22 protein-coding genes are annotated in these 22,898 nt (G+C 61.0%); 16 read left to right on the forward strand and 6 right to left on the reverse strand.

Annotated elements, in window-relative coordinates:
- Window positions 1–6: 6 nt before the first annotated feature.
- Window positions 7–954 (reverse strand): diacylglycerol/lipid kinase family protein, encoded by a 948-nt coding sequence (locus AC1RO0_RS18780; protein ID WP_498594329.1) that lies wholly within the window; start codon window positions 952–954, stop codon window positions 7–9.
- Between AC1RO0_RS18780 and AC1RO0_RS18785 the strand changes: the two genes are divergently transcribed.
- Together AC1RO0_RS18785 and AC1RO0_RS18790 are read left to right on the forward strand one after the other, a co-directional pair.
- Window positions 932–1,303 (forward strand): hypothetical protein, encoded by a 372-nt coding sequence (locus AC1RO0_RS18785; RefSeq protein ID WP_498594330.1) that lies wholly within the window; start codon window positions 932–934, stop codon window positions 1,301–1,303. The two genes, AC1RO0_RS18780 and AC1RO0_RS18785, sit on opposite strands and share 23 nt — an antisense overlap.
- A complete protein-coding gene (locus tag AC1RO0_RS18790) occupies window positions 1,300–2,517 on the forward strand; it encodes an MFS transporter (RefSeq protein WP_498594331.1) in 1,218 nt (405 codons plus the stop codon). Before AC1RO0_RS18785 ends, AC1RO0_RS18790 begins: the two co-directional genes overlap by 4 nt.
- Here the strand turns inward: AC1RO0_RS18790 and AC1RO0_RS18795 are convergent.
- Window positions 2,482–2,886 carry a winged helix-turn-helix transcriptional regulator gene (locus AC1RO0_RS18795; RefSeq protein ID WP_498594332.1) on the reverse strand — a complete coding sequence of 135 codons (405 nt, stop codon included), beginning with the start codon at window positions 2,884–2,886 and terminating at the stop codon, window positions 2,482–2,484. The two genes, AC1RO0_RS18790 and AC1RO0_RS18795, sit on opposite strands and share 36 nt — an antisense overlap.
- Before the next feature lie 101 nt (window positions 2,887–2,987).
- Between AC1RO0_RS18795 and AC1RO0_RS18800 the strand changes: the two genes are divergently transcribed.
- Window positions 2,988–4,001: a zinc-binding alcohol dehydrogenase family protein gene (locus AC1RO0_RS18800; protein WP_498594333.1), complete on the forward strand. Its 1,014-nt coding sequence runs from the start codon at window positions 2,988–2,990 to the stop codon at window positions 3,999–4,001.
- A gap of 354 nt (window positions 4,002–4,355) precedes the next feature.
- Window positions 4,356–5,729 carry a magnesium transporter gene (mgtE, locus tag AC1RO0_RS18805; protein WP_498594334.1) on the forward strand — a complete coding sequence of 458 codons (1,374 nt, stop codon included), beginning with the start codon at window positions 4,356–4,358 and terminating at the stop codon, window positions 5,727–5,729.
- 52 nt (window positions 5,730–5,781) lie between these two features.
- Here the strand turns inward: mgtE and AC1RO0_RS18810 are convergent, their stop codons facing one another.
- Window positions 5,782–6,303 (reverse strand): Lrp/AsnC family transcriptional regulator, encoded by a 522-nt coding sequence (locus AC1RO0_RS18810; protein WP_498594335.1) that lies wholly within the window; start codon window positions 6,301–6,303, stop codon window positions 5,782–5,784.
- A gap of 97 nt (window positions 6,304–6,400) precedes the next feature.
- Here AC1RO0_RS18810 and AC1RO0_RS18815 point away from each other — a divergent pair, with 97 nt between their 5' ends.
- The 3 genes from AC1RO0_RS18815 to AC1RO0_RS18825 all read left to right on the forward strand — a co-directional run bounded on the left by AC1RO0_RS18815 (window position 6,401) and on the right by AC1RO0_RS18825 (window position 7,967).
- Complete coding sequence (locus tag AC1RO0_RS18815) at window positions 6,401–7,303, forward strand: DMT family transporter (RefSeq protein ID WP_498594336.1); 903 nt, start codon at window positions 6,401–6,403, stop codon at window positions 7,301–7,303.
- Window positions 7,304–7,407: 104 nt separating this feature from the next.
- Window positions 7,408–7,605 carry a type II toxin-antitoxin system VapB family antitoxin gene (locus AC1RO0_RS18820; RefSeq protein ID WP_371109162.1) on the forward strand — a complete coding sequence of 66 codons (198 nt, stop codon included), beginning with the start codon at window positions 7,408–7,410 and terminating at the stop codon, window positions 7,603–7,605.
- Complete coding sequence (locus AC1RO0_RS18825) at window positions 7,602–7,967, forward strand: type II toxin-antitoxin system VapC family toxin (RefSeq protein WP_498594337.1); 366 nt, start codon at window positions 7,602–7,604, stop codon at window positions 7,965–7,967. Before AC1RO0_RS18820 ends, AC1RO0_RS18825 begins: the two co-directional genes overlap by 4 nt.
- 9 nt (window positions 7,968–7,976) lie before the next feature.
- Here the strand turns inward: AC1RO0_RS18825 and AC1RO0_RS18830 are convergent, their stop codons facing one another.
- Entirely contained in the window at window positions 7,977–8,483 is a 507-nt protein-coding gene (locus AC1RO0_RS18830; RefSeq protein ID WP_498594338.1) for a GNAT family N-acetyltransferase, read from the reverse strand.
- Between the two features lie 26 nt (window positions 8,484–8,509).
- On the reverse strand, window positions 8,510–10,174 hold the full coding sequence (locus tag AC1RO0_RS18835) for an electron transfer flavoprotein-ubiquinone oxidoreductase (RefSeq protein WP_498594339.1): 1,665 nt from the start codon (window positions 10,172–10,174) through the stop codon (window positions 8,510–8,512).
- A gap of 297 nt (window positions 10,175–10,471) precedes the next feature.
- Here AC1RO0_RS18835 and AC1RO0_RS18840 point away from each other — a divergent pair, with 297 nt between their 5' ends.
- The 7 genes from AC1RO0_RS18840 (at window position 10,472) to AC1RO0_RS18870 (ending at window position 19,042) form a co-directional block, all read left to right on the forward strand.
- Window positions 10,472–11,260 carry an SDR family oxidoreductase gene (locus AC1RO0_RS18840; RefSeq protein WP_498594340.1) on the forward strand — a complete coding sequence of 263 codons (789 nt, stop codon included), beginning with the start codon at window positions 10,472–10,474 and terminating at the stop codon, window positions 11,258–11,260.
- Between the two features lie 426 nt (window positions 11,261–11,686).
- Window positions 11,687–12,931, forward strand: a complete 1,245-nt coding sequence (locus AC1RO0_RS18845) for an efflux RND transporter periplasmic adaptor subunit (protein WP_498594341.1) — start codon at window positions 11,687–11,689, stop codon at window positions 12,929–12,931.
- On the forward strand, window positions 12,928–16,047 hold the full coding sequence (locus tag AC1RO0_RS18850; protein ID WP_498594342.1) for an efflux RND transporter permease subunit: 3,120 nt from the start codon (window positions 12,928–12,930) through the stop codon (window positions 16,045–16,047). The genes AC1RO0_RS18845 and AC1RO0_RS18850 overlap by 4 nt, the downstream gene beginning before the upstream one ends.
- Before the next feature lie 243 nt (window positions 16,048–16,290).
- Entirely contained in the window at window positions 16,291–17,580 is a 1,290-nt protein-coding gene (locus tag AC1RO0_RS18855) for an Hsp70 family protein (protein WP_498594343.1), read from the forward strand.
- A 55-nt stretch (window positions 17,581–17,635) separates the two neighbouring features.
- Entirely contained in the window at window positions 17,636–18,529 is an 894-nt protein-coding gene (locus AC1RO0_RS18860; RefSeq protein ID WP_498594344.1) for a uracil-DNA glycosylase, read from the forward strand.
- Window positions 18,530–18,671: 142 nt separating this feature from the next.
- Complete coding sequence (locus tag AC1RO0_RS18865) at window positions 18,672–18,863, forward strand: hypothetical protein (RefSeq protein ID WP_371109154.1); 192 nt, start codon at window positions 18,672–18,674, stop codon at window positions 18,861–18,863.
- Window positions 18,864–18,877: 14 nt separating this feature from the next.
- Window positions 18,878–19,042, forward strand: a complete 165-nt coding sequence (locus AC1RO0_RS18870; RefSeq protein WP_498594345.1) for a hypothetical protein — start codon at window positions 18,878–18,880, stop codon at window positions 19,040–19,042.
- Between the two features lie 106 nt (window positions 19,043–19,148).
- On the opposite strand, the gene AC1RO0_RS18875 is transcribed toward AC1RO0_RS18870, so the two are convergent.
- The gene (locus AC1RO0_RS18875) at window positions 19,149–20,024 is read right to left on the reverse strand and encodes a hypothetical protein (RefSeq protein ID WP_498594346.1); all 876 of its coding nucleotides are present in this window, start codon (window positions 20,022–20,024) and stop codon (window positions 19,149–19,151) included.
- A 307-nt stretch (window positions 20,025–20,331) separates the two neighbouring features.
- Between AC1RO0_RS18875 and AC1RO0_RS18880 the strand changes: the two genes are divergently transcribed.
- Together AC1RO0_RS18880 and AC1RO0_RS18885 are read left to right on the forward strand one after the other, a co-directional pair.
- Complete coding sequence (locus AC1RO0_RS18880; protein WP_498594347.1) at window positions 20,332–21,570, forward strand: MFS transporter; 1,239 nt, start codon at window positions 20,332–20,334, stop codon at window positions 21,568–21,570.
- A gap of 188 nt (window positions 21,571–21,758) precedes the next feature.
- Window positions 21,759–22,868 carry a methyl-accepting chemotaxis protein gene (locus AC1RO0_RS18885; protein WP_498594348.1) on the forward strand — a complete coding sequence of 370 codons (1,110 nt, stop codon included), beginning with the start codon at window positions 21,759–21,761 and terminating at the stop codon, window positions 22,866–22,868.
- The last annotated feature ends 30 nt before the right edge of the window (window positions 22,869–22,898 follow it).

Genomic DNA, 22,898 nt, shown 5'->3' on the forward strand with positions numbered 1-22,898 from the left:
AGAACTTCAGACGGCTGCGCTGCGGATCGCCTCTTCCTCGGCGGCGCGCGCGGCCGTGCCCTGCCGGATCATCACCTTCAGTTCGCCGGCATGCAGCTTAAGCGTGACGTCACGTTCCAGCGGAAGAAGCTCACCGTCCATGACGCAATTGGCGAGGCTGCGCAGTTTCGGGAAATGCAGATGCACTTCAGGCGTATGCATGACCATGACATCGGCATTCTCGCGGAACCGGCCGCGCAGCATGTCGACGGCAAGTCGTGCCACGCCCAGCGGCCGCAGGGGCCGTGCCGTATAGAAACCAAGCTCGCCGCTGCGCAGATCGTCGGCATAAAGCAGCGCATTGGCACCATAGGGGTTGTTGGAAACCGAAATCGCGGAGACATGACGATGCTCGCGACGCCCCTCCACCTCGAAATCGACATCGAATTCCGGCGGATTGACGATGACGCCAAAGGCGGCGCGGGTGCTGGCCGATATCTTGCCGATGCGCGAGCGGTAGGTATAGGCATTGCGATAGCGCACCATGCGCGCGTGCAGGCCGGCGGAAAACTGGTGGATAAAGGGCCGACCGTTGGCGCTGCCGATATCGACCTGCTCGACCTCACCGGTCGCCAGCACGTCCAGCACCTGCCAGATGTCGAGCGGCAGCTTCAGCGACCGCGCAAAGAGGTTCATGGTTCCAGCCGGAATGACGCCGAGCGCGACGCCGTTTTTCCATGCGACGGACGCTGCGGCCGAGATCGTTCCGTCACCGCCACCGGCGACGATGCCGTCGATATCGTCGCGCCGCGCCGCGCGCTCCATCGCCGCCACCACCTCGCGGCCCGAGACCACCAGGCCCTCGAACTCGTGACCTGCATCGCGGAAAACCTGTTCCGCCTTCTTTTCATAGGCGGCCATGTCCGTGGTCTTGAACGTACCGCCATCGCGGTTGAAAAAGCCGATCAGTTTCATCAATGCTCTCAATTTCCTGCCAATTGCGCCTCAGGAAGGAGCTGATCCCCACGCCTGCTCCTTCACAGGTGGTTCCAACTGGAGCGATTTCAAGCAGCCGGTGTCACTTGCGACGACCGTGATGGGCGCCAGAGGGGCAAGCCAGCGGCAATACGTATGCGTGAAGCGATATGCTGCACTGCAAAAAATGCACGCGACAGAGGTATGGTGCCGCTCATACTATCGCATGAGGCATATTCGTGCCTTCCCGATCTTTTCATTTTCTATGCTGTGCCCGAAGCCTTTATCCCAGGTTTCGCTGCCTGCTTCGCGGCACTTCCGCATGATCGCCGACATGGAGTTTTCATGAGCGATATTACCGCCGACGTCATCGATTCCCAATCCGTCATCGAGGCGCCGTCGCGCGCCGCGATCGCACTCGTCACCCTGGCTCTCGCCGTCGGGAGTTTCGGCATCGGCACCGGTGAATTCGTTATCATGGGCCTGTTGCCGAATGTCGCCGACGCATTCGGGGTGACGACCCCGCAGGCAGGCCACGTCATCAGCGCCTATGCGCTCGGCGTCGTCGTCGGCGCGCCGATCATCGCCATTCTCGCCGCCAAGATGGCGCGTCGCACGCTGCTCCTGCTGATGATGGCGATCTTTGCCGCCGGCAACATTTCCAGCGCGTTTGCTCCGACTTTCGAAAGCTTCGCGGCCCTGCGTTTCATCACCGGCCTGCCGCATGGTGCCTATTTCGGCGTTGCAGCGCTTGTCGCCGCCTCGATGGTGCCGGTTCATCGCCGCGTCCGGGCCGTTGGCCAGGTCATGCTCGGCCTCACCATCGCCACCCTGATCGGCACGCCGATCGCCACCTTCCTCGGCCAGATCCTGAACTGGCGGGCGGCCTTCATGTTGGTCGGCGGTATCGGCCTTGCGACCATGCTGCTGATCGCCTTGTTCCTGCCCAAGGACCGGGTTGAGGAAGGCGCCAGCATCACCCGCGAACTCGGCGCACTCAAGCGTATTCAGGTCTGGCTGACGCTCGGCATCGCCGCCGTCGGCTTCGGCGGCATGTTCTCGGTCTTCAGCTATGTCGCAACGACGACGACGCAGGTTGCCGGTCTGGGAACCGCGATGGTGCCCATCGTGCTGGCGCTCTTCGGCATCGGCATGAATGTCGGCAACGTCGTCGGCTCGCGCCTCGGCGATCTGTCGATCAAGGGCACGATCGGCGGCATGATGGTCTTCAACGTCATCGTCATGACGCTGTTTTCGCTGACCGCCGCCAATCCGGTGATGCTCTGTCTCTGCGTCTTCCTGATCGGCTGCGGCTTTGCCGCCTGCCCCGCCGTGCAGACGCGGCTGATGGATGTCGCGGCCGATGCGCAGACGCTTGCCGCCGCCTCCAATCATTCCGCCTTCAATATCGCCAATGCGCTCGGCGCCTGGCTCGGCGGCATGGTAATCGCCTGGGGCTTCACGGCCGCCGCGACCGGCTATGTCGGCGCGGTGCTTTCCGTCCTCGGCCTGGTCGTCTTCGGAATATCAGTTGCCCTGGAGCGCAAGACCCGGAGCGCATGAGGCGGGCGAAAGCCGCACCTCCTGCTTGCCGGTACGGCAGAGGACATTTTCCTCACCCCAGATGGCCATCGCCTTGATGATCGGCTCAAGGCTGGCGCCAAGCGGCGTCAGCGCATAGTCGACGCGTGGCGGCACGACCGGAAAAACGGTGCGCGACACCAGGCCGGACACTTCCAGTTCCCGTAGCTGCTTTGTCAGCATGCGCTGCGTCACCGACGGCAGCTTTCGGCGGATTTCATTGAAGCGCAGCGTCCCGTCCATCAGATGGAACAGGATCACGCCCTTCCACTTGCCATCGAGCAGGCTCAGCGTCGCCTCAACCGGACAACCGGGGAAATTCTGGACGAGCTTGGCGCGGGGTAGTGACATCGACAGTATCCTTTTAGGTACTACGTACAGAATTTGTGCATTCTTGTATGTTCCGATCATAAGACGCATCTGGATCCTGTGCAACAAAACAGGAGTTTGCCATGCGTGCCGTCGCCTACAAGATCCCGCAGCCCATTTCCGCCGAAACGTCGCTTATCGACGTCGATCTCCCGACACCCGAAGCCAAGGGCCGTGATCTCCTGGTCGAAATCAAGGCTGTCTCCGTCAATCCGGTCGATATCAAAGTCCGTGCCAGCGCCGCCCCCGCCGAGGGCGAATACAAGGTGCTCGGCTGGGATGCCGCCGGTGTCGTCAAGGCGGTTGGCCCCGATGTCACCATGTTCAAGCCTGGCGACGAAGTCTTCTACGCCGGCGCCATCAATCGCGATGGTTCGAACGCCGAGTTTCAGCTGGTGGACGAGCGCATTGTCGGCGCAAAGCCGAAGAGCCTCGATTTCGCAGCCGCTGCTGCCTTGCCACTGACCTCGATCACCGCTTACGAGATCTTGTTCGACCGCCTCAAGGTTCAAGATCCGGTTCCGGGTGCGGCCAACGCCATTCTGATCATCGGCGGCGCCGGCGGCGTCGGCTCGATCGCTATCCAGATCGCCCGGGCGCTGACCGGCCTCACCGTGATCGCCACCGCCTCACGGCCGGAAACCCAAGCCTGGGTGAAGGAACTCGGCGCCCACCACGTTATCGACCACTCCAAGCCATTGGCCCCACAGATCGAAGCCCTTGGCATCGGCGCCCCGGCCTTCGTCTTCACGACCACCAACACCAGCGATCATATCGCCTCGATCGTGGAGATCATCGCGCCACAGGGCCGCTTGGGGCTGATCGACGATCCGAAAGTGCTCGATATCGTCCCCTTCAAGCGCAAGGCGATCTCGATCCATTGGGAGATGATGTTCGCCCGCCCGCTCTTCAACACGGCCGACATGATCGAGCAGCACCGGCTGTTGACCAAGGTCGCCGAACTGGTCGACGCCGGCAAGATCCGCACGACGCTGACCGAAACGCTGGGCACGATCAACGCCGCCAACCTGAAGAAGGCGCATGCGCTGGTCGAGACCGGCAAGATGAAGGGCAAGGTCGTTCTGGCCGGCTTCTGAGGCTCATTTATCTGCTCAATTGGCCGGGTGCAGGTCACCCGGCCAAACCGTTTTTGGCCTTTCTACAATAGCGATTGCTGCAATGCACAAGCCATTAGCCACGCAATCGAATTTTTACTGCGACATTATGGCATTAACCGTCTCTGCCACTTGACTTTTCGCCACTTCGGAGCGACTTCTGGCCACATGTGGGGAACAGCGTTTTCCATACCGATTAACCGGAGCCATCTTACGATGCCTAGCGACAGTAGTAGTCGATTGCCTTTGCCGTCAGTGGCCTTCGTGCAGTAACCGACTCCTGTCGGCTCGCCACGATCCGCCACGACGGCAGATCGACTGGAAAGGCGAGCTATAATGAACATCAACAGCTTCCCCATGCGGGCCGGCAATGCCGCTCGTGCATTCATCAATAACAACCGCGTCGGTACCATCGCGGAACGCGTCGAGCAGCTAAATGCTATCGATGCGAAAGAGGCCGCGCGCATCCTCGCCAAAATGCCGGAGGAGCGCGCCGTGCGTATCCTCGACCGGCCGGAACTTCGCAACGCCTCCGCCATTCTCGAGGTCATGAGCAATGCCGACGCCGCACGGCTGCTGCACGGCATGTCCAACGACCGCGTGGCCGACGTCCTGCTGGAGCTGGACGGCGATGCACGCACCCGCCTGTTTGCCACCCTCGACGAGCCGGTTCGCGTCGCGATCCAGGGCCTGATGGGCTATCCGCCGCGCACGGCCGGCGGCATCATGACGACGGAATTCGTCAGCGTATCCGCCAGCTGGACCGTTGCCCAGACGCTCGACCATGTTCGCCAGGTCGAACGCTCCCGCGAGACCGTCTATGCGATCTATGTGCTGGACGACGAAACGCAGGCGCTGCTGCATGTCGTGACACTGCGCCGCCTCATCACCGGCGAGCCCGACGCCTGCATCCTGACGGTTGCACAGAAGGGCACACCGGTCACCGCGCCCGCCCTGATGAAGCAGGAGGATGTCGCTCGCCTCATTCGCCACCACGATCTGCTCGCGCTGCCGGTTGTCGACGAAAACTGTCGCATGCTCGGCATCGTCACGGTCGATGACGTCATCGACACGATGATCGCCGACACGACGGAAGCAGCCCAGAGGTTCGGCGGCATGGAAGCCCTCGGCCAGCCCTATATGAAGATCGGCTTCGCCGGCATGATCCGCAAGCGCGCCGGCTGGCTCGCCGCTCTCTTCCTCGGCGAAATGCTGACGGCGAGCGCCATGCAGCATTTCGAAGGCGAGCTGGAAAAGGCCGTCGTCCTGACGCTGTTCATCCCGCTGATCATGAGCTCGGGCGGCAATTCCGGCTCGCAGGCGACCTCGCTGATCATCCGGGCGCTGGCGCTTGGCGAACTCAAGCTTTCGGACTGGTGGCGCGTCGCCCTGCGCGAGCTGCCGACCGGCATGGTGCTCGGCTCCATCCTCGGCCTCGTCGGCTTCGCCCGCGTCGTGCTTTGGCAGACTATCGGCCTGTTCGACTACGGCCCGCACTGGCAGCTGGTCGGCCTGACCGTCTTCGCAGCACTGATCGGTATCGTTACCTTCGGCTCGCTTGCCGGTTCGATGCTGCCGTTCCTGCTGCAGAGGCTGCGGCTCGATCCGGCCAGCGCATCGGCTCCGGCCGTCGCAACGCTGGTCGATGTGACCGGCTTGGTGATCTACTTCTCGGTCGCACTGCTGATCCTCAGCGGCACGATGCTCTGAAGTCTATCGAAATCCCGATCTCGAAGGGGCCGGCATCGGCCCCTTTTTCATTTCAGGCAGGTTGAGACAGCTTCAGGGCACCGTTGGTCTTGAGGGTGCGGATCGCAAAATTCGAGCGCAGATCGGTGACACCGGGCAGGACGAGAAGCTTTTCCGACATCACCTTTTCATAGGCCGCCAGATCCTCCACCACGACCTCGGCCAGAAAGTCGGCCGTTCCTGAGATCAAATGGCACGCGACGATCTCGGGAATCGCAAGCAGTGCCGCCTGCTGAGCCTCGGAGTTTTCCTTCGAGTGATGCCCAACCTTGAGTTCAACGAAAACCGTCAGGCCGAGACCCGCCTCCTTGCGGTCGATATCGGCGCGGTAGCCGCGTAGCAGGCCCGATTTTTCCAGATTGCGGATGCGCCTCAGACAGGGTGACGGAGAGAGGTTTACCTTCTCGGCGATCTCGACATTGGTGGCGCGCGCATCTTCCTGCAGGCAGTTGAGGATGGCAATATCGAATTTATCCAGTTTTAGCATTTTTGCGAAATCCAATATCTTATATTGGCAGATTATTGCCCATAGCACGTTTTCAGAGCCATAACTAGCAAGGACATGCCTCGGCCTCCGGCGCTATCTTTTCTTCAACCGGATGATGATCCGGACGGTTAGAAAGGATATGTCGATGACCACTTTGGCTTTTTCCTCCCGCAAGACGATGCCCACCGCGATCGGCTATGCCGGCGCCATCATCACAGTTTTGATCTGGGCCAACTGGATCCTGGCCACCCGCCACACCGCTGAAACTCAGATGAGCACGATCGATCTCGGCCTCATCCGTTACGGCATTCCGGCGCTGGTGCTCTCCCCTGTCTGGCTGCGTACCGGTCTCTTGCCGAAAGGCGTGCCGCTGAAGCTTCTGGCGCTGATGGTGTGCGGCTCTGGCGCGCTGTTCTTCCAATTGACCACCTTCGCCATTCACGTCACACCCGCCACCTCGGCCGGCATCCTGCTCGGCGGCTCGATGCCTCTGGCGGCCGCCCTCATCGGCGTGCTGCTGTTTCGCGAACGTCCGGATGTCACCCGCTGGCTCGGCCTTGGCGGCATCGTCGCCGGCGTCGTCATCCTTCTGGTACGCAGCCTTTCCGGCGCCGAGGTATCCTGGATCAGCTTCACGCTGCTGCCGCTCGGCGCGCTACTCTGGGCCGGTTATACCCACGCCTTCCGTCGCTCCGGCCTGAATGCCGTCCAGTCGAGCGCCATCATCGCTGTCTGGTCGTTCCTCATCCATGTCGTGCTGGCTTTCGTCTTCGGGAGCTCGCTCGCCTCCATCCCGCTGCCGGAAATCGGTCTGCAGGTCGTCAGCCAAGGCCTGCTTTCCGGCCTCGCCGCCACCCTCGCCTACGGTCTTGCCGTCCAGGCCCTCGGCGGCACGCAAGCCGCCGCCTTCACCGCCATCACCCCGGTGCTTGCCACCTTCGGCGGCGGGCTGCTGCTGGGCGAGCCGCTCGGTGTCGCCGAGATTTCGGCAGCGGTGGTTACGGGATTGGGTGTCGCGCTGTCGACCGGACTGCTGTCTCGGAAATGAGAGCGCCGTCCGCAAAGGGATAGATTGAAGGCTGCCCATTGGCAGCCTTTGGCATTGAAAGTGACATCATCTGATGCTAATTTTGATGCCAAAGGAGCACATCAATGCGGACCACGGTAGCCATCGATGACAAATTGCTCGCGGATGCACGCGAGGTTACTGGCCTGGCCGAAACCTCAGCGATCCTGCGCGAAGCATTGAAAGCTCTCGTGGAACGCGAAGCCGCCAGAACCCTGATACGTCTTGGCGGCACGGAACCGGATATTACGGCTCCTCCTCGTCGTCAGTTTGGCGTCGAATGATCTTGGTCGATACATCGATCTGGATCGATCATTTTCATTCGCTGGACGCCCGGCTCCAATCTCTGTTGGAACAGAAACAAGTTCTTATTCATCCCTTCGTCGTCGGCGAGATCAGCCTTGGAAGTCTGCGGCAATATGATCTCGTGATGCGGAGCCTCAGCCGGCTGTATCAGATCGCGAAGGCGTCGGATGAGGACGTCTTCTATTTCATCCGGAGCAACCAATTGCAGGGTACAGGGATCGGCTATGTCGACGCTCATCTCGCCGCAGCCGCCATGCTGACACCCGGAACCTATCTCTGGACGCGTGATAAACGGCTTCAGCGCGTTGCGGAGGATCTTAGAATTGCTGCGCGCTTGTAAAGCTGCCATTCAGAACCACAGCGCCATCGCAACCCGCCGAGCCGGGTCGGCGCCGTGCTCGACCTCTCTTTCCAGGATCCGCGACAGCTCCGCCGATCTCTGGCTTTCGTTCAGTATGCGGAATCCAAGCGACGCATAGAATGGCGCGTTGAAGGGGACATGACGGTCCGTTGTCAGGGTAATGCCCGATACACCGCGCGCCCGAACGGTCTCAATGGCAGCCTGCATCAAGCGGCGCCCGACACCCTTTTTCTGCCAGTGCCGGATCACATCGATTTCGGCGATATGGACGGCATCTGCCATCGCGATACCCGCGAGGAAGCCGAACGGCTGGTCCAGCGCATCGACTGCGACGAACAACAGATCCGCCTCCAGGGATTGCCGGAGCACGCCGATCGGCAAGGAGGTCGGCTCGCAGGCGACCGCGCCGGCATCGTGCAGTGCCCAGAAAGCGTCGACCTCGATCGCCGCCAGCAGGTGCAATTCATCCGGCCGGGCGGAACGGATCGCATACATATCTCAACCGTTCCCCGACATCTCCGTCACATATTCGGATAGACCGGTCCCTCGCCGCCCTGCGGCGGGACCCAGTTGATGTTCTGGTTAGGATCCTTGATGTCGCAGGTCTTGCAGTGGACGCAGTTCTGGGCGTTGATGACGTAGGTCTCCTCGCCGTCCTTCTCCACCCATTCATAGACGCCGGCCGGACAGTAGCGGGTCGACGGGCCGGCAAAGATATCGTGCTCCGAGTTCCTCTGCAGAGCCATGTCATTGACCTTCAGATGAACCGGCTGGTCCTCCTCGTGATTGGTGTTCGACAGGAACACCGAAGAGAGACGATCGAAGGTGAGGACGCCGTCCGGCTTCGGATAGTCGATCTTCTTGTGTTTCGCCGCCGGCTCCAGCGATTGCGCATCTGTCTTGCCGTGCTTCAGCGTGCCGAAGAAGGAGAAGCCGAGGAGCTGGTTGGTCCACATGTCGAGGCCGCCAAGTGCCACGCCGACCGCCGTGCCGAACTTCGACCACAGTGGCTTGACGTTGCGCACGCGCTTCAGATCCTTGCCGATGTCGCTTGCGCGCCATTCGTTCTCGATCTCGATGACTTCGTCATTGGCGCGACCCGCCGCGATCGCGTCTGCAATCTTGTCCGCCGCCAGCATGCCCGAGAGAACGGCATTATGGCTGCCCTTGATGCGCGGCACGTTGACGAAACCGGCGGAACAGCCGATCAGCGCGCCGCCGGGGAAGGACAGCTTCGGCACCGACTGGTAGCCGCCCTCGGTGATGGCGCGGGCACCATAGGAAATGCGCTTGCCGCCTTCAAACGTGCCACGGATCGCCGGATGCGTCTTGAAGCGCTGGAATTCCTCGAAGGGGAAGAGATAAGGATTCTTGTAGTTCAGGTGCACGACGAAACCGACGGCAACCAGATTGTCTTCCAGATGATAGAGGAAGGACCCGCCGCCGGTCTTCATGCCGAGCGGCCAGCCGAAGGAGTGCTGTACCAAGCCCTGCTTATGGTTCTCGGGCTTCACCTGCCAGAGCTCCTTGATGCCGATGCCGAACTTCTGCGGTTCGCGATCCCTGGACAGATCGAACTTGGCGATGAGCTGCTTGGCGAGCGAGCCGCGCACGCCTTCGCCGATCAGCACATATTTGCCGAGCAGTTCCATGCCGCGCGTATAGTTCGGGCCGGGCTCGCCATTCTTCTCGATACCCATGTCGCCGGTGGCAACGCCGATGACGGCGCCGTCGTCATTATAGAGCACTTCGGTTGCGGCAAAGCCGGGATAGATCTCGACGCCGAGCGCCTCCGCCTTTTCGGCGAGCCAGCGACAGACGTTCCCGAGAGAGACGATATAGTTGCCGTGATTGTTCATCAATGGCGGCATGGCGAAATTCGGCAGGCGGATGGAACCGGCGGGACCCAGCAGCATGAAGTGATCGGCCGTCACCTCGGTCTTGAAGGGATGCCCCTCCTCGTCGCGCCAGCCGGGCAGCAGGCGATCGACGCCGATCGGATCGACGACGGCGCCGGACAGGATATGCGCGCCCACCTCGGCGCCCTTCTCGAGCACGACGACGGTCAGGTCCGGATTGACCTGCTTCAGGCGGATCGCCGCCGACAGCCCGGCAGGGCCTGCCCCGACAATCACAACGTCGAATTCCATGCTCTCGCGTTCAGGCAGCTCGCTGGCGTCAGTCATTCACTCTCTCCGATTGGCCAGGCTCCGATTGAACCGGATGCGCGGCCTTGTCCCCTTTGGGCGTCTTCCCCGTTTCGATTATCTCTTGTCAAAACGGGAGAGGATTGTCGAGCCGGGAAGCGACAGGCAATCCTCCAATTCACCCAACACGGCAATCAGGTTAAATTACGCTTACGTTAACGTCAATATTTTAACCCGTATTTCGCTGTCCTTTGTTGGCATTCAACTTTCAAAAGCAGTTTGCGACGCTCTATAAATTCCGCCTGAAAGACTCGAACACTATGAAGGATGAACAGGATGGATCTCGGCATCAAGGGAAAGCGGGCGCTGGTTCTCGCCTCGTCCAAGGGATTGGGTCACGGCATTGCTCTGGCGCTGGCGCGCGAGGGAGCAAATGTCCTGCTTTGCGGGCGCAGCGGCGAGCGGCTGGAAGCCAATTGCAAGGCCATCAATGCCGAAGGCAAAGGACGGGCCAACTGGATCTGGGCTGATCTCAACGACGAAAACTTCGTAGACGTCGTCAGCAAGGCGGTTACCGACAAGCTTGGCGGCCTCGACATTCTCGTCAACAATAGCGGTGGGCCGACACCGGGGACGACGGCGGATATGACCGCCGAGCGGCTGGAAACCTATTTCCTGTCGATGGTGGCGCGGATCATCACGCTCACCAACACGCTGTTGCCGGGCATGAAGGCACAAGGATGGGGACGGATCCTCACCGTCGCCTCCTCCGGCGTTATCGAACCGCTCTCCAATCTGGCGCTGTCCAACACGCTGCGTCCCGCGCTTGCCGGATGGAGCAAGACATTGGCGACAGAGGTGGCCGCGCATGGCATCACCGTGAACATGCTCCTGCCGGGCAGCATCGCCACCGACCGGCTGGCCGACCTCGACAATGCGGCGGCCAAACGCAGCGGCAAGAGCCTGGAGGATATCAGCGCCGAGCGACAGCAGCGCATCCCGGTCGGCCGTTACGGCCGCGTCGAGGAATTCGCCGCCACGGCTACCTTCCTCTGCAGTGAACCCGCAAGCTATGTGACCGGCTCGATGATCCGCTGCGATGGCGGCGCGGCGCGGTCGCTCTAAATAACAACTTTCACGCGCTAGAAGAGGCCGACTGAAACCACCAAAGGCAACACAATTGCGTGAGTAACAGCGAGTCTCGCCATGACGACGGGACTCGCCGTTTCAAGATAAACCCAGCAAAAATCGACTTTGCCCCAGTTTTATTACATGGCGGCAATCAAAAAATAGTCATTTCGGTCATTTGCTGCGCTGCGAGAAGCGTCGCGCCGGCAAAGCTTTCCAAGCTTTAATTTTTCACCACCGCGAACTGTGGTAAATTGCGGCGGAATGGCGTTCACGAATTCGCGTTATAGGGACAGAATAACCGAACGTTAGCGGTAACGGCGATGTGAGGAGTTGTAGCGAAACCCGTCTTTGTTTGCGCCGCAACAAATCCACTTCGAAGTCATCGCATTTCCCGCAACTCGCCTCGACCGGTTCTTAAATATGAAGAAATTCTGGCTCTCTCTCGGCCTCCTCGTTATTGCCGCCTTTGCAATATGGAATTACCGCGACCGTATTCCCTTTATGTCCGCTTTCGTCGACAAGGCGTCCGCCAAGACCGAGGACAGCGCCAAGACGGCGGATGCCGGCGGCCATGGCAAGCGCCAGGCCGCCGCACAGGTCGTCAAAACCGTGGCGGTCACCAAAACGACGCTTGCCAACGATGTCACCGCCACCGGCTGGGCCGATGCGCAGGATACGACAACGATCGCCGCGCAGGAGTCCGGTATCATCGTCTCGATAGAGGCTCAGGACGGCGCCATGGTCAAAGCCGGCGACCTGATCGCCAAGCTCGATCCGCGCACGGCCCAGGCCTCGGTCGACAAGGACCAGGCGACGCTGGCCAAGGATCAGGCGACCCTGACGCAAGCCGAATCCGCCCTCACGCGCGCCAAGAGCCTGTTGAACGGCGCCGGCACGCAGCAGACGCTGGACCAGGCCGTCGCGTCACGCGATACCGCCGTGGCAACGGTCAATGGCGACAAGGCACAGCTCGCCTCCGATCAGGTCCTGCTTGAGAACACCCAGATCCGCGCGCCCTATAATGGCCGCCTCGGCGACGTCGCTCTCAGCGTCGGCGCCTATGTGAGCCCGGGCACGGCGATCGTATCGATCGCACAGTACGATCCGATCTACGTCAAGTTCCATCTGCAGGAGAGCCATCTTCGCGAACTGGAAGAAGCGATGAAGACCGGCTCCGTGCCGGTCAGCACCGTGCCCCGGTCGGAACAAGGCAAGGCGCGCCAAGGCGCGATGAGCTTTTATGACAATCAGGTCGACGCCGCCTCCGGCACCATCCTCGCCAAGGCAAAGTTCGACAATGCCAATGGCGCGATCTGGCCCGGCCAGTCGGTCAATATCGTCGTGCACTTCAACGACAGCCAGCCAGTCATCGTCGCGCCCACGGTTGCAGTCAGCCCCGGTGCCGAGGGCTTCTACGCCTTCGTCGTCAAGGATAACAAGGTTCATATGACGCCGGTCACCGTCGCCCGCCAGAATGGCGGCTTCACCGCCGTCGCCACGGGTCTTTCGGAAGGTGATCATGTGGTGGTCGAGGGCCAGGTGCAACTCAACGACGGCCAGAGCGTTGTCGAACAGTTCAACGATGGCAAGTCCCAGAATGTCGCCTCGGCCGACGGCGCGTCGGGTCAGAAAACCGAAACGATCACGGTTGGAGCACAGCAATGATCCCCAATTTCTGTATCCAACGGCCGGTTGCGACGACACTTCTGGCCCTGGGTGTAGTCATGGCCGGTCTGGCCGGCTATCAGCTCGTGCCCGTGGCGGCCCTGCCCCAGGTCGACTTTCCAACCGTCAACGTTACCGCACAGCTGACCGGCGCCTCCCCGCAGACCATGGCGACCTCGGTTTCGACACCGCTGATCAAGCAGTTTGAAACCATCCCGGGCATCAGTGAAATCTCGTCGACGAACTCGCTCGGCAATACCAGCATCGTTCTGCAATTCGACCTCAGCCGCGATATCGATGCCGCCGCCGCCGACGTCCAGGCGGCAATCTCGAACGCGACGCGCCAGCTGCCCGACAATCTGACCGTGCCGCCAAGCTATCGCAAGACCAATCCGGCCGATGCGCCGATCCTGCTGCTCGCCGTACAAAGCGATACGATGCCGCGCAGCAAGCTCGATGAAATCGCCGAAGACATCATCTCGCCGTCGCTGTCGACCATTTCCGGCGTCGCCCAGGTAACCGTCTATGGCGCGCAGACCTACGCCGTGCGCGTCGAAGTCGACCCGAACAAGCTGCAGAACCGCGGCATCGGTATCGATACCGTCAATACGGCCCTTTCCAACGCCAACAGCCAGGTTCCGATCGGCACTCTGCAGAACAATTCGCAGAGCATGACAGTCAATGCCAACACTCAGCTGCTCAACGCCCAGCAGTTCCGCACGCTGGTCATCGCCAACCCCAATGGGGCGCCGATCCACCTGAGCGATGTCGCCGACGTCCAGGACAGCGTGCAGAACACCAATACGGGCTCCTGGTATGACGGCAAACGGGCGATCATTCTCGCCGTTCAGCGCCAGCCGGACGCCAACACCGTCGACGTGGTCGATGCGATCAATGCCAAGCTGCCGCAGTTGCACGCGGAAATCCCGGCTTCGGTGAAGACGAGCATCATGAACGATTCGGCACAGCCGATCCGCGATGCCATTGCCGACGTCAAATTCACGCTGTTGCTGACGATCAGCCTCGTCGTCCTGGTCATCTATCTCTTTACCGGCAAGCTGATGGCAACGATCATTCCGGGTCTTGCCGTGCCGCTGTCGCTGATCGCGACATTCGGCATGATGTATGTGCTCGGATACAGCGTCGACAACATCTCGCTGCTGGGATTGACGCTCGCGGTCGGCCTTGTGGTGGACGATGCCATCGTCATGCTTGAAAACATATTGCGGCACGTCGAGGAAGGCATGCCGGTGCTGCAGGCGGCGATCAAGGGCTCGGCGGAAGTCAGCTACACCATCATCTCGATGTCGATCTCGCTGATCGCGGTCTTCATTCCGATCCTGCTGATGGGCGGCGTGGTCGGTCGTATCTTCAACGAATTCGGCATGGTGGTCGCCATCGCCATCGTGTCGTCGGCGATCGTCTCCCTGACCGTCACGCCGATGCTCAGCTCTCGGCTTTCCAACGACCACCGCCCGCCACCGCTGCCGGTGCGCCTCTTCAATATCGGCTTCGACTGGGTCCAGCGCGGCTACGACAGGGGTGTCGCCTGGTGTCTGCGCAACCGGAGCATCGTTCTTCTCTGCTTCGCCGGCTCGATCGGTCTGTCCCTCTACCTGTTCATGGTGCTGCCGGCGAGCTTCTTCCCGCAGGAAGATATCGGCCGCCTGCAGATATCCACCCAGGCCCGCCAGGATATTTCCTATGCAGCCATGCGCGATCTGCAGAATCAGGCGGCAGCCGCCATCAAGCAGAACCCCGCCGTTGCCCATGTCATGTCGATCGTCGGCGGCAATGCGCGCCAGCCGTTGAACAACGGCACGATGTTCGTCGAACTGAAGCCGAAGGATCAGCGCGAGCCTCTGGACACGACATTGCGTGAACTGCGCGCCAGTATCGGCAAGATCGCCGGTATCAAGGCCTTCATCACGCCACAGCAGAGCCTTCGTTTTGGCGGCCGCCAAACGGCCAGCCAGTATCAGCTCGTCGTCCAGGCGCTCAGTGCCGACCAGACCAACCTCTGGGCCAACAAGATCGAAGACACCATGCGGCGCGATCCGCGCTTTACCGACGTGACGTCGGACGAGCAGAACAATGCGCTTCAAGCCAATATCGTCGTCGATACCGAAAAGGCCGCAGCCTACGGCATCAATAACAACCAGTTGCGCACCACGCTGGAAGAGGCTTTCAGCAGCTACGAAGCCGCGCAGATCCAATCCACCGGCGACAGCTACGACGTCATCGTCGAATTCGACACCAGCAAGCCCTGGGATGACCAGAAGCTTCAGGAGATCCAGATCGCCTCGGCAAGCGGCGCCCTCGTTCCGCTATCGAACTTCGCGCATGTCGAACGCACGACCGGTCCGGTCACCATCAACCAGACCGGACAGCTCGTTTCGACCACGGTGTCCTTCAACCTGCCGGCCGGCGAGGCGCTCGGCGACGCCACCGCTCAAATCGAACAGATCAAGAAGGACCTGAATGTGCCGGCAGACGTCTTCACGTCCTACGGCGGCACCGCGCAGATCTTCCAGCAGTCGCAGGGCAGCACACCTTACCTGATCCTAGCCGCCGTGCTGACGATCTATGTAGTCCTCGGCGTTCTCTATGAAAGCTTCATCCACCCGCTGACCATTCTTTCCGGTCTGCCGGCCGCGGCCCTCGGCGCGCTGCTCGCCCTGAAGCTCTTCGGCTTTGACCTGTCGATCATCGCGCTCATCGGCCTCTTGATGCTGATCGGTATCGTCAAGAAGAACGCGATCATGATGATCGACGTGGCGCTGGAAACACTGCGAACGACCGCCGGCATATCGCCCGCGGAGGCGATCCATGAAGCCTGCGTGCGCCGCTTCCGTCCGATCATGATGACGACTTTCTGCGCCCTGCTCGGCGCGCTGCCGATCGCCGTCGGCGGTGGCGCCAGCTCGGAGCTGCGACAGCCGCTCGGTATCGCCGTCGTCGGTGGTCTCGTCGTCTCGCAGATCCTGACGCTGTTCATCACGCCGGTCATCTTCCTCGAAATGAACCGCCTGAACGACTTCGTCGGCCGCCTCGGCAAGCGCAAGGACAAACATCCTCACGAAGAGGAAAGGCCGACCGCTATCGCGGCCGAGTGATAGATGACGGGCGCCGAGAAGGCGCCCGTTTCGCTTTGGCACGGTCTCGAACTCAAGGACGGCGCGGCGAAAAGCACGAGGCCGTTTCCGGATCGGATCTCGCCCAAATAAATCCGTCCTCCTGTCTTGCGCTTGCAATCCAGCCATGCCATGACGCGCCCTCTTTCAGACAGGGGCGCGTCTTGCGTTCCATGAGGGGCATCGGTCCCATTCCATAAAATTTCGACAGAAGGGAGTGCGGGCATGGCTCGGGCGCTTGGTCTTGACTTCGGCACAACGAATACGGTTCTGGCTCTGGCCGACGGTCCGTCGACGCAATCGGTCGCCTTCACCAGCGCGGCCGGCACGGCGGACAGCATGCGTACGGCGCTGTCTTTCATGAAGGATCCGGGATTGGGTGCCGCGGCTTTGAAGGTCGAAGCCGGGCATGCCGCCATCCGTCAGTTCATCGACAATCCCGGCGACTGTCGCTTTCTGCAATCGATCAAGACTTTTGCCGCCAGCGCGCTTTTTCAGGGCACGCTGATCTACGCCAAGCGCCATACGTTCGAGGATCTGATGGAGATCTTCGTGCGCCGTCTGCGAGCCTATGCCGGCGATGGCTGGCCGGCGGAAGTCGGCCGCATTGTTGCGGGCCGGCCGGTGCATTTTGCCGGCGCCAATCCTGATCCGGAGCTTGCCACCGCACGCTACAACGAGGCGCTGTCTCGCTTCGGCTTTCCGGAAATCCACTATGTCTACGAACCGGTGGCAGCCGCCTTTTACTTCGCCCAGCATCTGAAGACGGATGCGACCGTGCTGGTCGCCGACTTCGGCGGCGGCACGACGGACTATTCGCTGATCCGCTTCGAGAGCCATGCCGGTCGGCTGACGGCGACGCCGATCGGCCATTCCGGTGTCGGCATCGCCGGCGATCATTTCGACTTCCGGATGATCGACAACATCGTCTCGCCGGAGATCGGCAAGGGCAGCTACTTCAAGAGCTTCGACAAGCTGCTGGAAGTGCCCACCTCCTACTACGCCAATTTCGGCCGCTGGAACCAGCTTTCGATCTTCAAGACCTCGCGCGAATATGCCGACCTGAAGAAGCTGGTGCGCAGTAGCATGGAGCCGGACAAGCTGGAGACCTTCATCGATCTTGTCGAACATGACGAGGGCTATCCACTCTATCAGGCGGTGTCGGCGACGAAGATGGCGCTGTCGGCCGAAGAAGAAGCCGAATTCAATTTCCCGCCGCTTGGCAAGGCCGGCCGCAAGACGGTGCGCCGCGCCGATTTCGAGCGCTGGATCGGCGACGATCTCTCCCGCATCGAAGGCGCGCTCGATGACGTGCTGACGACCACCAACACGTCGCCCGACACCATCGACAAGGTATTCCTCACCGGCGGCACCTCCTTCGTGCCGGCCGTGCGCCGCATCTTCACCGAGCGCTTCGGTCAGGAGCGGATCGAGACCGGCGGCGAATTGCTGTCGATCGCCCACGGTCTCGCCCTGATCGGCGAGCGTGACGACATCAGTCAGTGGACGGCGTGAGAAGGAAGGGAACTCAGCACTTCCCCTGCCCTGCCGGGTTGGTTACAGTTCACCCATGATCTCCGCCAACGACCTCTCGCCAGCCGAACTCGCCGCCCTTCTGCATTTTCATGCGGATGCCGGCGTGGAGTGGCTGCTGGAAGAAGAGGCCGTCGACCGCTTTGCCGAGTTCGACGCGATGAAGGCCGCTCGGCAGGGTGCGCGGGCGGCTCAGCCGCGTGTCGAGGCACAGCAACCCGCAGCAGCACGACTGGCACAACAGCCGGAGCGCCGTCAGGCTGCGCCAAACGCCGCCGCCCCTGCAGCGGCGCCCCGCAACGCACCTGCCATTCCAGACGAACAAGCCGTCGAGCAGGCCCGCTTCGCGGCCGAAAGCGCGCGGTCTCTCAGTGAACTCAAGACGGCGCTCGAGGCTTTCAATAGCTGCAATCTGAAAAACAGCGCCCGCTCGACCATCTTCGCCAGCGGCACCCCGGAGGGCCGGATCATGGTGATCGGCCCGATGCCGAGCGCCGATGACGACCGCGAGGGTGCGCCCTTTGCCGGGCGGACGGGATTGTTGCTCGACAAGATGCTGGCTGCCATCGGCCTCAAGCGCGACGATATCCTGCTCACCAATGTCATCCCCTGGCGACCGCCGGGCAATCGCGCGCCGTCGGCGCCGGAAATCGAGATCTGCCGCCCCTTCATCGAGCGGCAGATCACTCTTGCCGAACCGCAAGCCCTGCTGCTGCTTGGCAATTTCACGGCCCGCCACTTCTTTGGAAGCAACGAAACGATCCACGGCCTGCGCGGCCAATGGCGGGACGTGACGATATCCGGCCGAGCGATACCGGCGATCGCCAGCCTCCACCCCCAGGAATTGCTCACCGCCCCAATCAACAAGCGATTGGCCTGGAATGACCTGTTAGCCTTCAGAACGCGCATCGACGCCGAAACCAAAGGCTAATTTTTTAGCAGCATTAACGGAATATGAAAGCTGCCATGCATCTTGCGCATAGCAGCACCCCAATTGCGTGCATTGCGAAATCAATGCTGCACTGCAATATATAGTGCGTGTCTTGGGAGGAACTTTAAAAGGAACCAAGGCCGTGACAGCACGTTTTCGACCTATCCATTGCGGGTTTGATACCCTGCGCCGCGCCATTGAACCTGTGCGCGCCATCAACGGCCATCGCAGCGTCGGTATTGCCGCTAATGAGCAGATGACTGCTCGCGGCACCGGGATTTCCGCGCGCGTTGCCCGCCCGACCGCCATATTCGCCGATTTTCGTCAGTGCTGAAGAAGGATCACATCATGTCTGCAGGATTTCGTTCCCTCTTCACCCTCCTCGATACTGTTGGGCATATCGGCTCGGCGGTGCGCGCGGCGGAAGAATTCGAGCGCTCCCGAGGCCTGCATAAGGTCGCGAAGCGCGAAATAAGCCCCGCCCATGCAGCGGCGGCTGGCATTCCCCTGTAAGTTTGGAAAGGGCGGGATCGATGATCCCGCCCTTTTTCGTTTCGGATTTTCATCATCAATTTTCATGAAGTACGCGCCGGGCCTAGCCCGGCGTTTTTTCTTCGGATCATTCCCTCGGCGCGGCGCCCGCCACAACGGCTTGCGCCCATTCGAACCCCTCGTCCACAGCCGCGAACTTCACCGCTTGCCAGCTGCAATATTCATCGAGAAAGTCACGCGACATCCATAGCCGCGTCTTCTTCGGCTCGTCGTACCAGCCGATGCAGCCGTGGTCGGCGGCCTTGCGCAAAAGGCGCTGCAAATGAGTGCGCGACATCATGAACTGCGCGGCGATGGCGCGCGCATCGATACGGCCAAGGTCGATACGACCATCGGCCTCTGCACTCGGATCCAGCCGGGACATGAGATTGTCGACCACGAGGCCGCCAGCCTCCGTCCAGAGAAACATGCCGACACGCTCCGGCGGCTCGCGCCAGGCCGTGTCTTCCAGACAGCGGCGCGCCATGCGTGGCTGCGCCAGATCGAACAACCCCGGATGGGTGGCAAGCGTCACGGCACGGCTGCCATTGTCGATGAGGTCGAGAGCGGCAAGATTGGCGAGAAACCAACTGAACATCGCAGCATGGCTGATCTCCGCCGGCTCATAGCGCCGCGGGCGCAGGACCGGGCCGGAAGCTGGAACGAGGAAGCGATAGGTCAGCAATTCCTCGATGTAGGTCAGCACGGTATTGCGGCTTGCCACGCGGTAATGAGTAATGAGATTGCGAAGCTCGACGGCGGTCAGGCCGGAACCGGGTATGGCGGGATCGTATTCCAGATGAAGCGCATAGGCCATCTGGGTCAAAAGCCAGCGCTGTTGCGAGGCAAGCAAGCGCGCAATCCGCGGTCCGCTGTCATAACGGTTCCGCAGCGCCTCCGCCAGAAAGCGCAAGGAAGATACGAATTCGGGATGGCGAGCAAGTTGCTCGACGGAAAAGCTCAAGCGGGCCTCCTTATGGCGCCCTTTTAAATACCAATAGGCAAGGAATGTTTCTAATTCTTACACAAATTTATCGTCACCGTGTACAATACTGGCACAACATAGCATGCTATAAACACAGTTGTCGCAATAGGTTAAACAAAAAATGCTTTCCTAACTGCCTTTTCCATAGCCGCGCGTGATCGCAAGACGGGAACGACCATCCGCGTCACACAGAGTCGCGATTGATCGCGCATCCTTGCCGGGTTAGAGCAAGATGGCCGTGGCAATCGGCGCGTTTTTCAACCCACTTGACCGGAATCCCGTTCCAATGCTGGCCAGCCTCGTCTCGATCGCCAGTCTGATGCTGTCAACGCTGTTGATGATGATCGGCTATGGCCTGATGAATTTCGTCGTTCCGATCCGCTCGGTAGCGGAGGGCTGGTCGACCTTCACCATCTCGGTGATCGCCACCGGCTATACGTTCGGCTTCACCATATCCTGCATCATCACGCCGCGCTTCGTGCGGCGAGTGGGGCATGTGCGCGTCTTTGGCGCGCTGATCTCGCTGCTCAGCATCGGCATCCTGCTATGCGCATTGATGGTCGATTGGCGTGCCTGGCTCGCCTTCCGCTGCATCAGCGGCTTCGGCATCGCCGGCGCCTACCTCATCATCGAGAGCTGGCTGAACGAGCGGGTCAACAACGAAAACCGCGCGACCATCTTCTCCGTTTACATGATCACCTGCTTGATCGGCTCGATCGGCGGCCAATATCTGGTGCCACTCGGCGATCCCAGCAATACCTCGCTTTTCATCCTCTGCGGCATCATCTTCGCGCTCGCCATGCTGCCGACGGCACTCTCGACCGCCAAGTCGCCGACGCCAATCCATGAGGCCAAGTTCGACCTGCCGAAGCTTTACCGGTTGTCGCCCATCGCCTTCATCGGCTCGCTGCTATCGGGCGCCCTCTCCGGCACCTGGAGCAGTCTTGGCGGCGTCTACACCCAGAATGTCGGCATGAACACGGCCGAGGGAGCGACGCTGCTTGCCTGCGTGCTCGCTGGCGGCGCGGTGTCGCAAATGCCGATCGGCCGCATCTCCGACCTGGTGGACCGGCGCTACGTCATGATCGTCTGCGGCGGCATCGGTGTCCTCGCCTGCATCATCATGACATTGTTCGACGCGCATACGCTGATGACGCTCTATGTCGCCGGCTTCTTCATCGGCACCGTGCTCTATCCGATCTATGCGCTCAATGTCGCCCATGCCAACGACCGCGCCGCACCCGACGAATATGTCACCATTTCCAGCGGCATCATGCTGCTCTACGGGCTCGGCACCGTCTCCGGGCCGCTGGTCGGCGGCGCGATGATGGAATTCGCGGGGCCATCCGGCCTTCTCTGGTTCCTGGCACTCGCCTTCGCCCTCTATGCCGGCTATGCCGGCTGGCGCATCGCCAGGCGCAAGCCAAACGAAGGCCGTATCGAGAAGACCGACTTCCAGTCGATCCCGCTCCCGGTACGCGGTGGCGAGCCACCCGTTCCTCCGGTGTCGTCAACAGTCGACTGATCGTCTTAGGTCGCGCGGCCAAGACTTTTTTTGGGTTAAAACGATATGGCTACTTCAGAACAGGCCATATTAACCTTTTAAAAACCATAGTATTTCAACTTCATTTCACCGCATTCAATAATTCCAGCGGCACAACATGTATTTCCGATAACTACTTCAGCTTTTACTGTTTACGAGGTCTTGGTCCGATGACAGCAGCCCCATCGATGAAACGGAGCTCTCAGCAGCATGCGGTAACGCCGCGCTCGATGCGCGTCGTGACCGATGGCATCGGCAAGGACCTCGAGCGCTTCAGCACCGATAACACCCATGTCGTCAAGCAGATCAAGCTTCTGGCGATCAACGCACTGATCGAGGCCGCCCGTGCCGGCGAAACCGGCAAGGGCTTCGCCGTGGTCGCCAACGAAGTGCAGCGCCTCGCTCAGATCGCCACCGATATCGCAAGCAAATTTCAGGATAACGTACTCAGCCGCATCGGCGTCAGCCGCGGCATGGCCGAAGCTCTGGTGGAGGAGATGGAGGGCGTTCGCCTGACCGATCTCGCCCAGACGCTGGTCCAGCTCATCGTCCGCAATCTCTTCGAGCGCACCGCCGACGTCCGCTGGTGGGCAACCGACACGGCCCTCTGGGAAGCGCTTCAGGACCCGCAGCCACAACGCATCGCCTTTGCCGCCGAACGGCTCGGTGTCATCAATCGCTTCTATACGGTCTATCTCGATCTGGTCGTGACCGACATGAAGGGACAGGTCATCGCCTCGGCCAATCCCGCCTACCAGCGCATGCTCGCCGGCGCCAATCTTGCCTCGGATCCCTGGTTCAGGGCGGCCGCGGCCTGCCGGTCGGGGGATGACTATGTCGTCGACGAGGTTCGGCCGAGCGAGTTCCACGAGCGGCGAAACGCGCTCGTCTACGCCACCGGCATTCGCGAAGGCGGACGATCGGACGGCAAGCAGATCGGCACGCTGGGTGTCTATTTTGACTGGCAAAACCAGGGACAGGCGATCGTCGACAAGGAAGCCAATCTGCCGCCGCAGGTCGCCGAAAAGACCGTGGTGATGCTGCTTGACGGCAAGAGGCGCGTGATCGCCTGCAGCGACCCGAAACTGATGTTCTCGCATTTCGCGCTTGCCAATCCCGAAGGCATGACGCGGGGAAGCTATTACGACAATAACGGCGCCATCGTCGCCTACGCCAAGACGCTCGGCTACGAGGATTATGATGGTCTCGGATGGTACGGCGTCGTCGTGCAACAGACCGAAGCCGACGATGTGATCAGGACTGCTTTCAACCTGAAATAAAGCACAACCTTCTCGATCAAATACTTTCCC

The organism is Rhizobium sp. GW821-FHT14E12, from assembly GCF_058803745.1.

Coding starts and splice junctions, on each gene's coding strand:
- AC1RO0_RS18780 (WP_498594329.1), bottom strand. CDS start 954: ATGAAACTGATCGGCTTTTTCAACCGCGATGGCGGTACGTTCAAGACC.
- AC1RO0_RS18790 (WP_498594331.1), top strand. CDS start 1,300: ATGAGCGATATTACCGCCGACGTCATCGATTCCCAATCCGTCATCGAG.
- AC1RO0_RS18795 (WP_498594332.1), bottom strand. CDS start 2,886: ATGTCACTACCCCGCGCCAAGCTCGTCCAGAATTTCCCCGGTTGTCCG.
- AC1RO0_RS18800 (WP_498594333.1), top strand. CDS start 2,988: ATGCGTGCCGTCGCCTACAAGATCCCGCAGCCCATTTCCGCCGAAACG.
- mgtE (WP_498594334.1), top strand. CDS start 4,356: ATGAACATCAACAGCTTCCCCATGCGGGCCGGCAATGCCGCTCGTGCA.
- AC1RO0_RS18815 (WP_498594336.1), top strand. CDS start 6,401: ATGACCACTTTGGCTTTTTCCTCCCGCAAGACGATGCCCACCGCGATC.
- AC1RO0_RS18820 (WP_371109162.1), top strand. CDS start 7,408: ATGCGGACCACGGTAGCCATCGATGACAAATTGCTCGCGGATGCACGC.
- AC1RO0_RS18825 (WP_498594337.1), top strand. CDS start 7,602: ATGATCTTGGTCGATACATCGATCTGGATCGATCATTTTCATTCGCTG.
- AC1RO0_RS18830 (WP_498594338.1), bottom strand. CDS start 8,483: ATGTATGCGATCCGTTCCGCCCGGCCGGATGAATTGCACCTGCTGGCG.
- AC1RO0_RS18835 (WP_498594339.1), bottom strand. CDS start 10,174: ATGACTGACGCCAGCGAGCTGCCTGAACGCGAGAGCATGGAATTCGAC.
- AC1RO0_RS18840 (WP_498594340.1), top strand. CDS start 10,472: ATGGATCTCGGCATCAAGGGAAAGCGGGCGCTGGTTCTCGCCTCGTCC.
- AC1RO0_RS18845 (WP_498594341.1), top strand. CDS start 11,687: ATGAAGAAATTCTGGCTCTCTCTCGGCCTCCTCGTTATTGCCGCCTTT.
- AC1RO0_RS18850 (WP_498594342.1), top strand. CDS start 12,928: ATGATCCCCAATTTCTGTATCCAACGGCCGGTTGCGACGACACTTCTG.
- AC1RO0_RS18855 (WP_498594343.1), top strand. CDS start 16,291: ATGGCTCGGGCGCTTGGTCTTGACTTCGGCACAACGAATACGGTTCTG.
- AC1RO0_RS18860 (WP_498594344.1), top strand. CDS start 17,636: ATGATCTCCGCCAACGACCTCTCGCCAGCCGAACTCGCCGCCCTTCTG.
- AC1RO0_RS18870 (WP_498594345.1), top strand. CDS start 18,878: ATGTCTGCAGGATTTCGTTCCCTCTTCACCCTCCTCGATACTGTTGGG.
- AC1RO0_RS18880 (WP_498594347.1), top strand. CDS start 20,332: ATGCTGGCCAGCCTCGTCTCGATCGCCAGTCTGATGCTGTCAACGCTG.
- AC1RO0_RS18885 (WP_498594348.1), top strand. CDS start 21,759: ATGACAGCAGCCCCATCGATGAAACGGAGCTCTCAGCAGCATGCGGTA.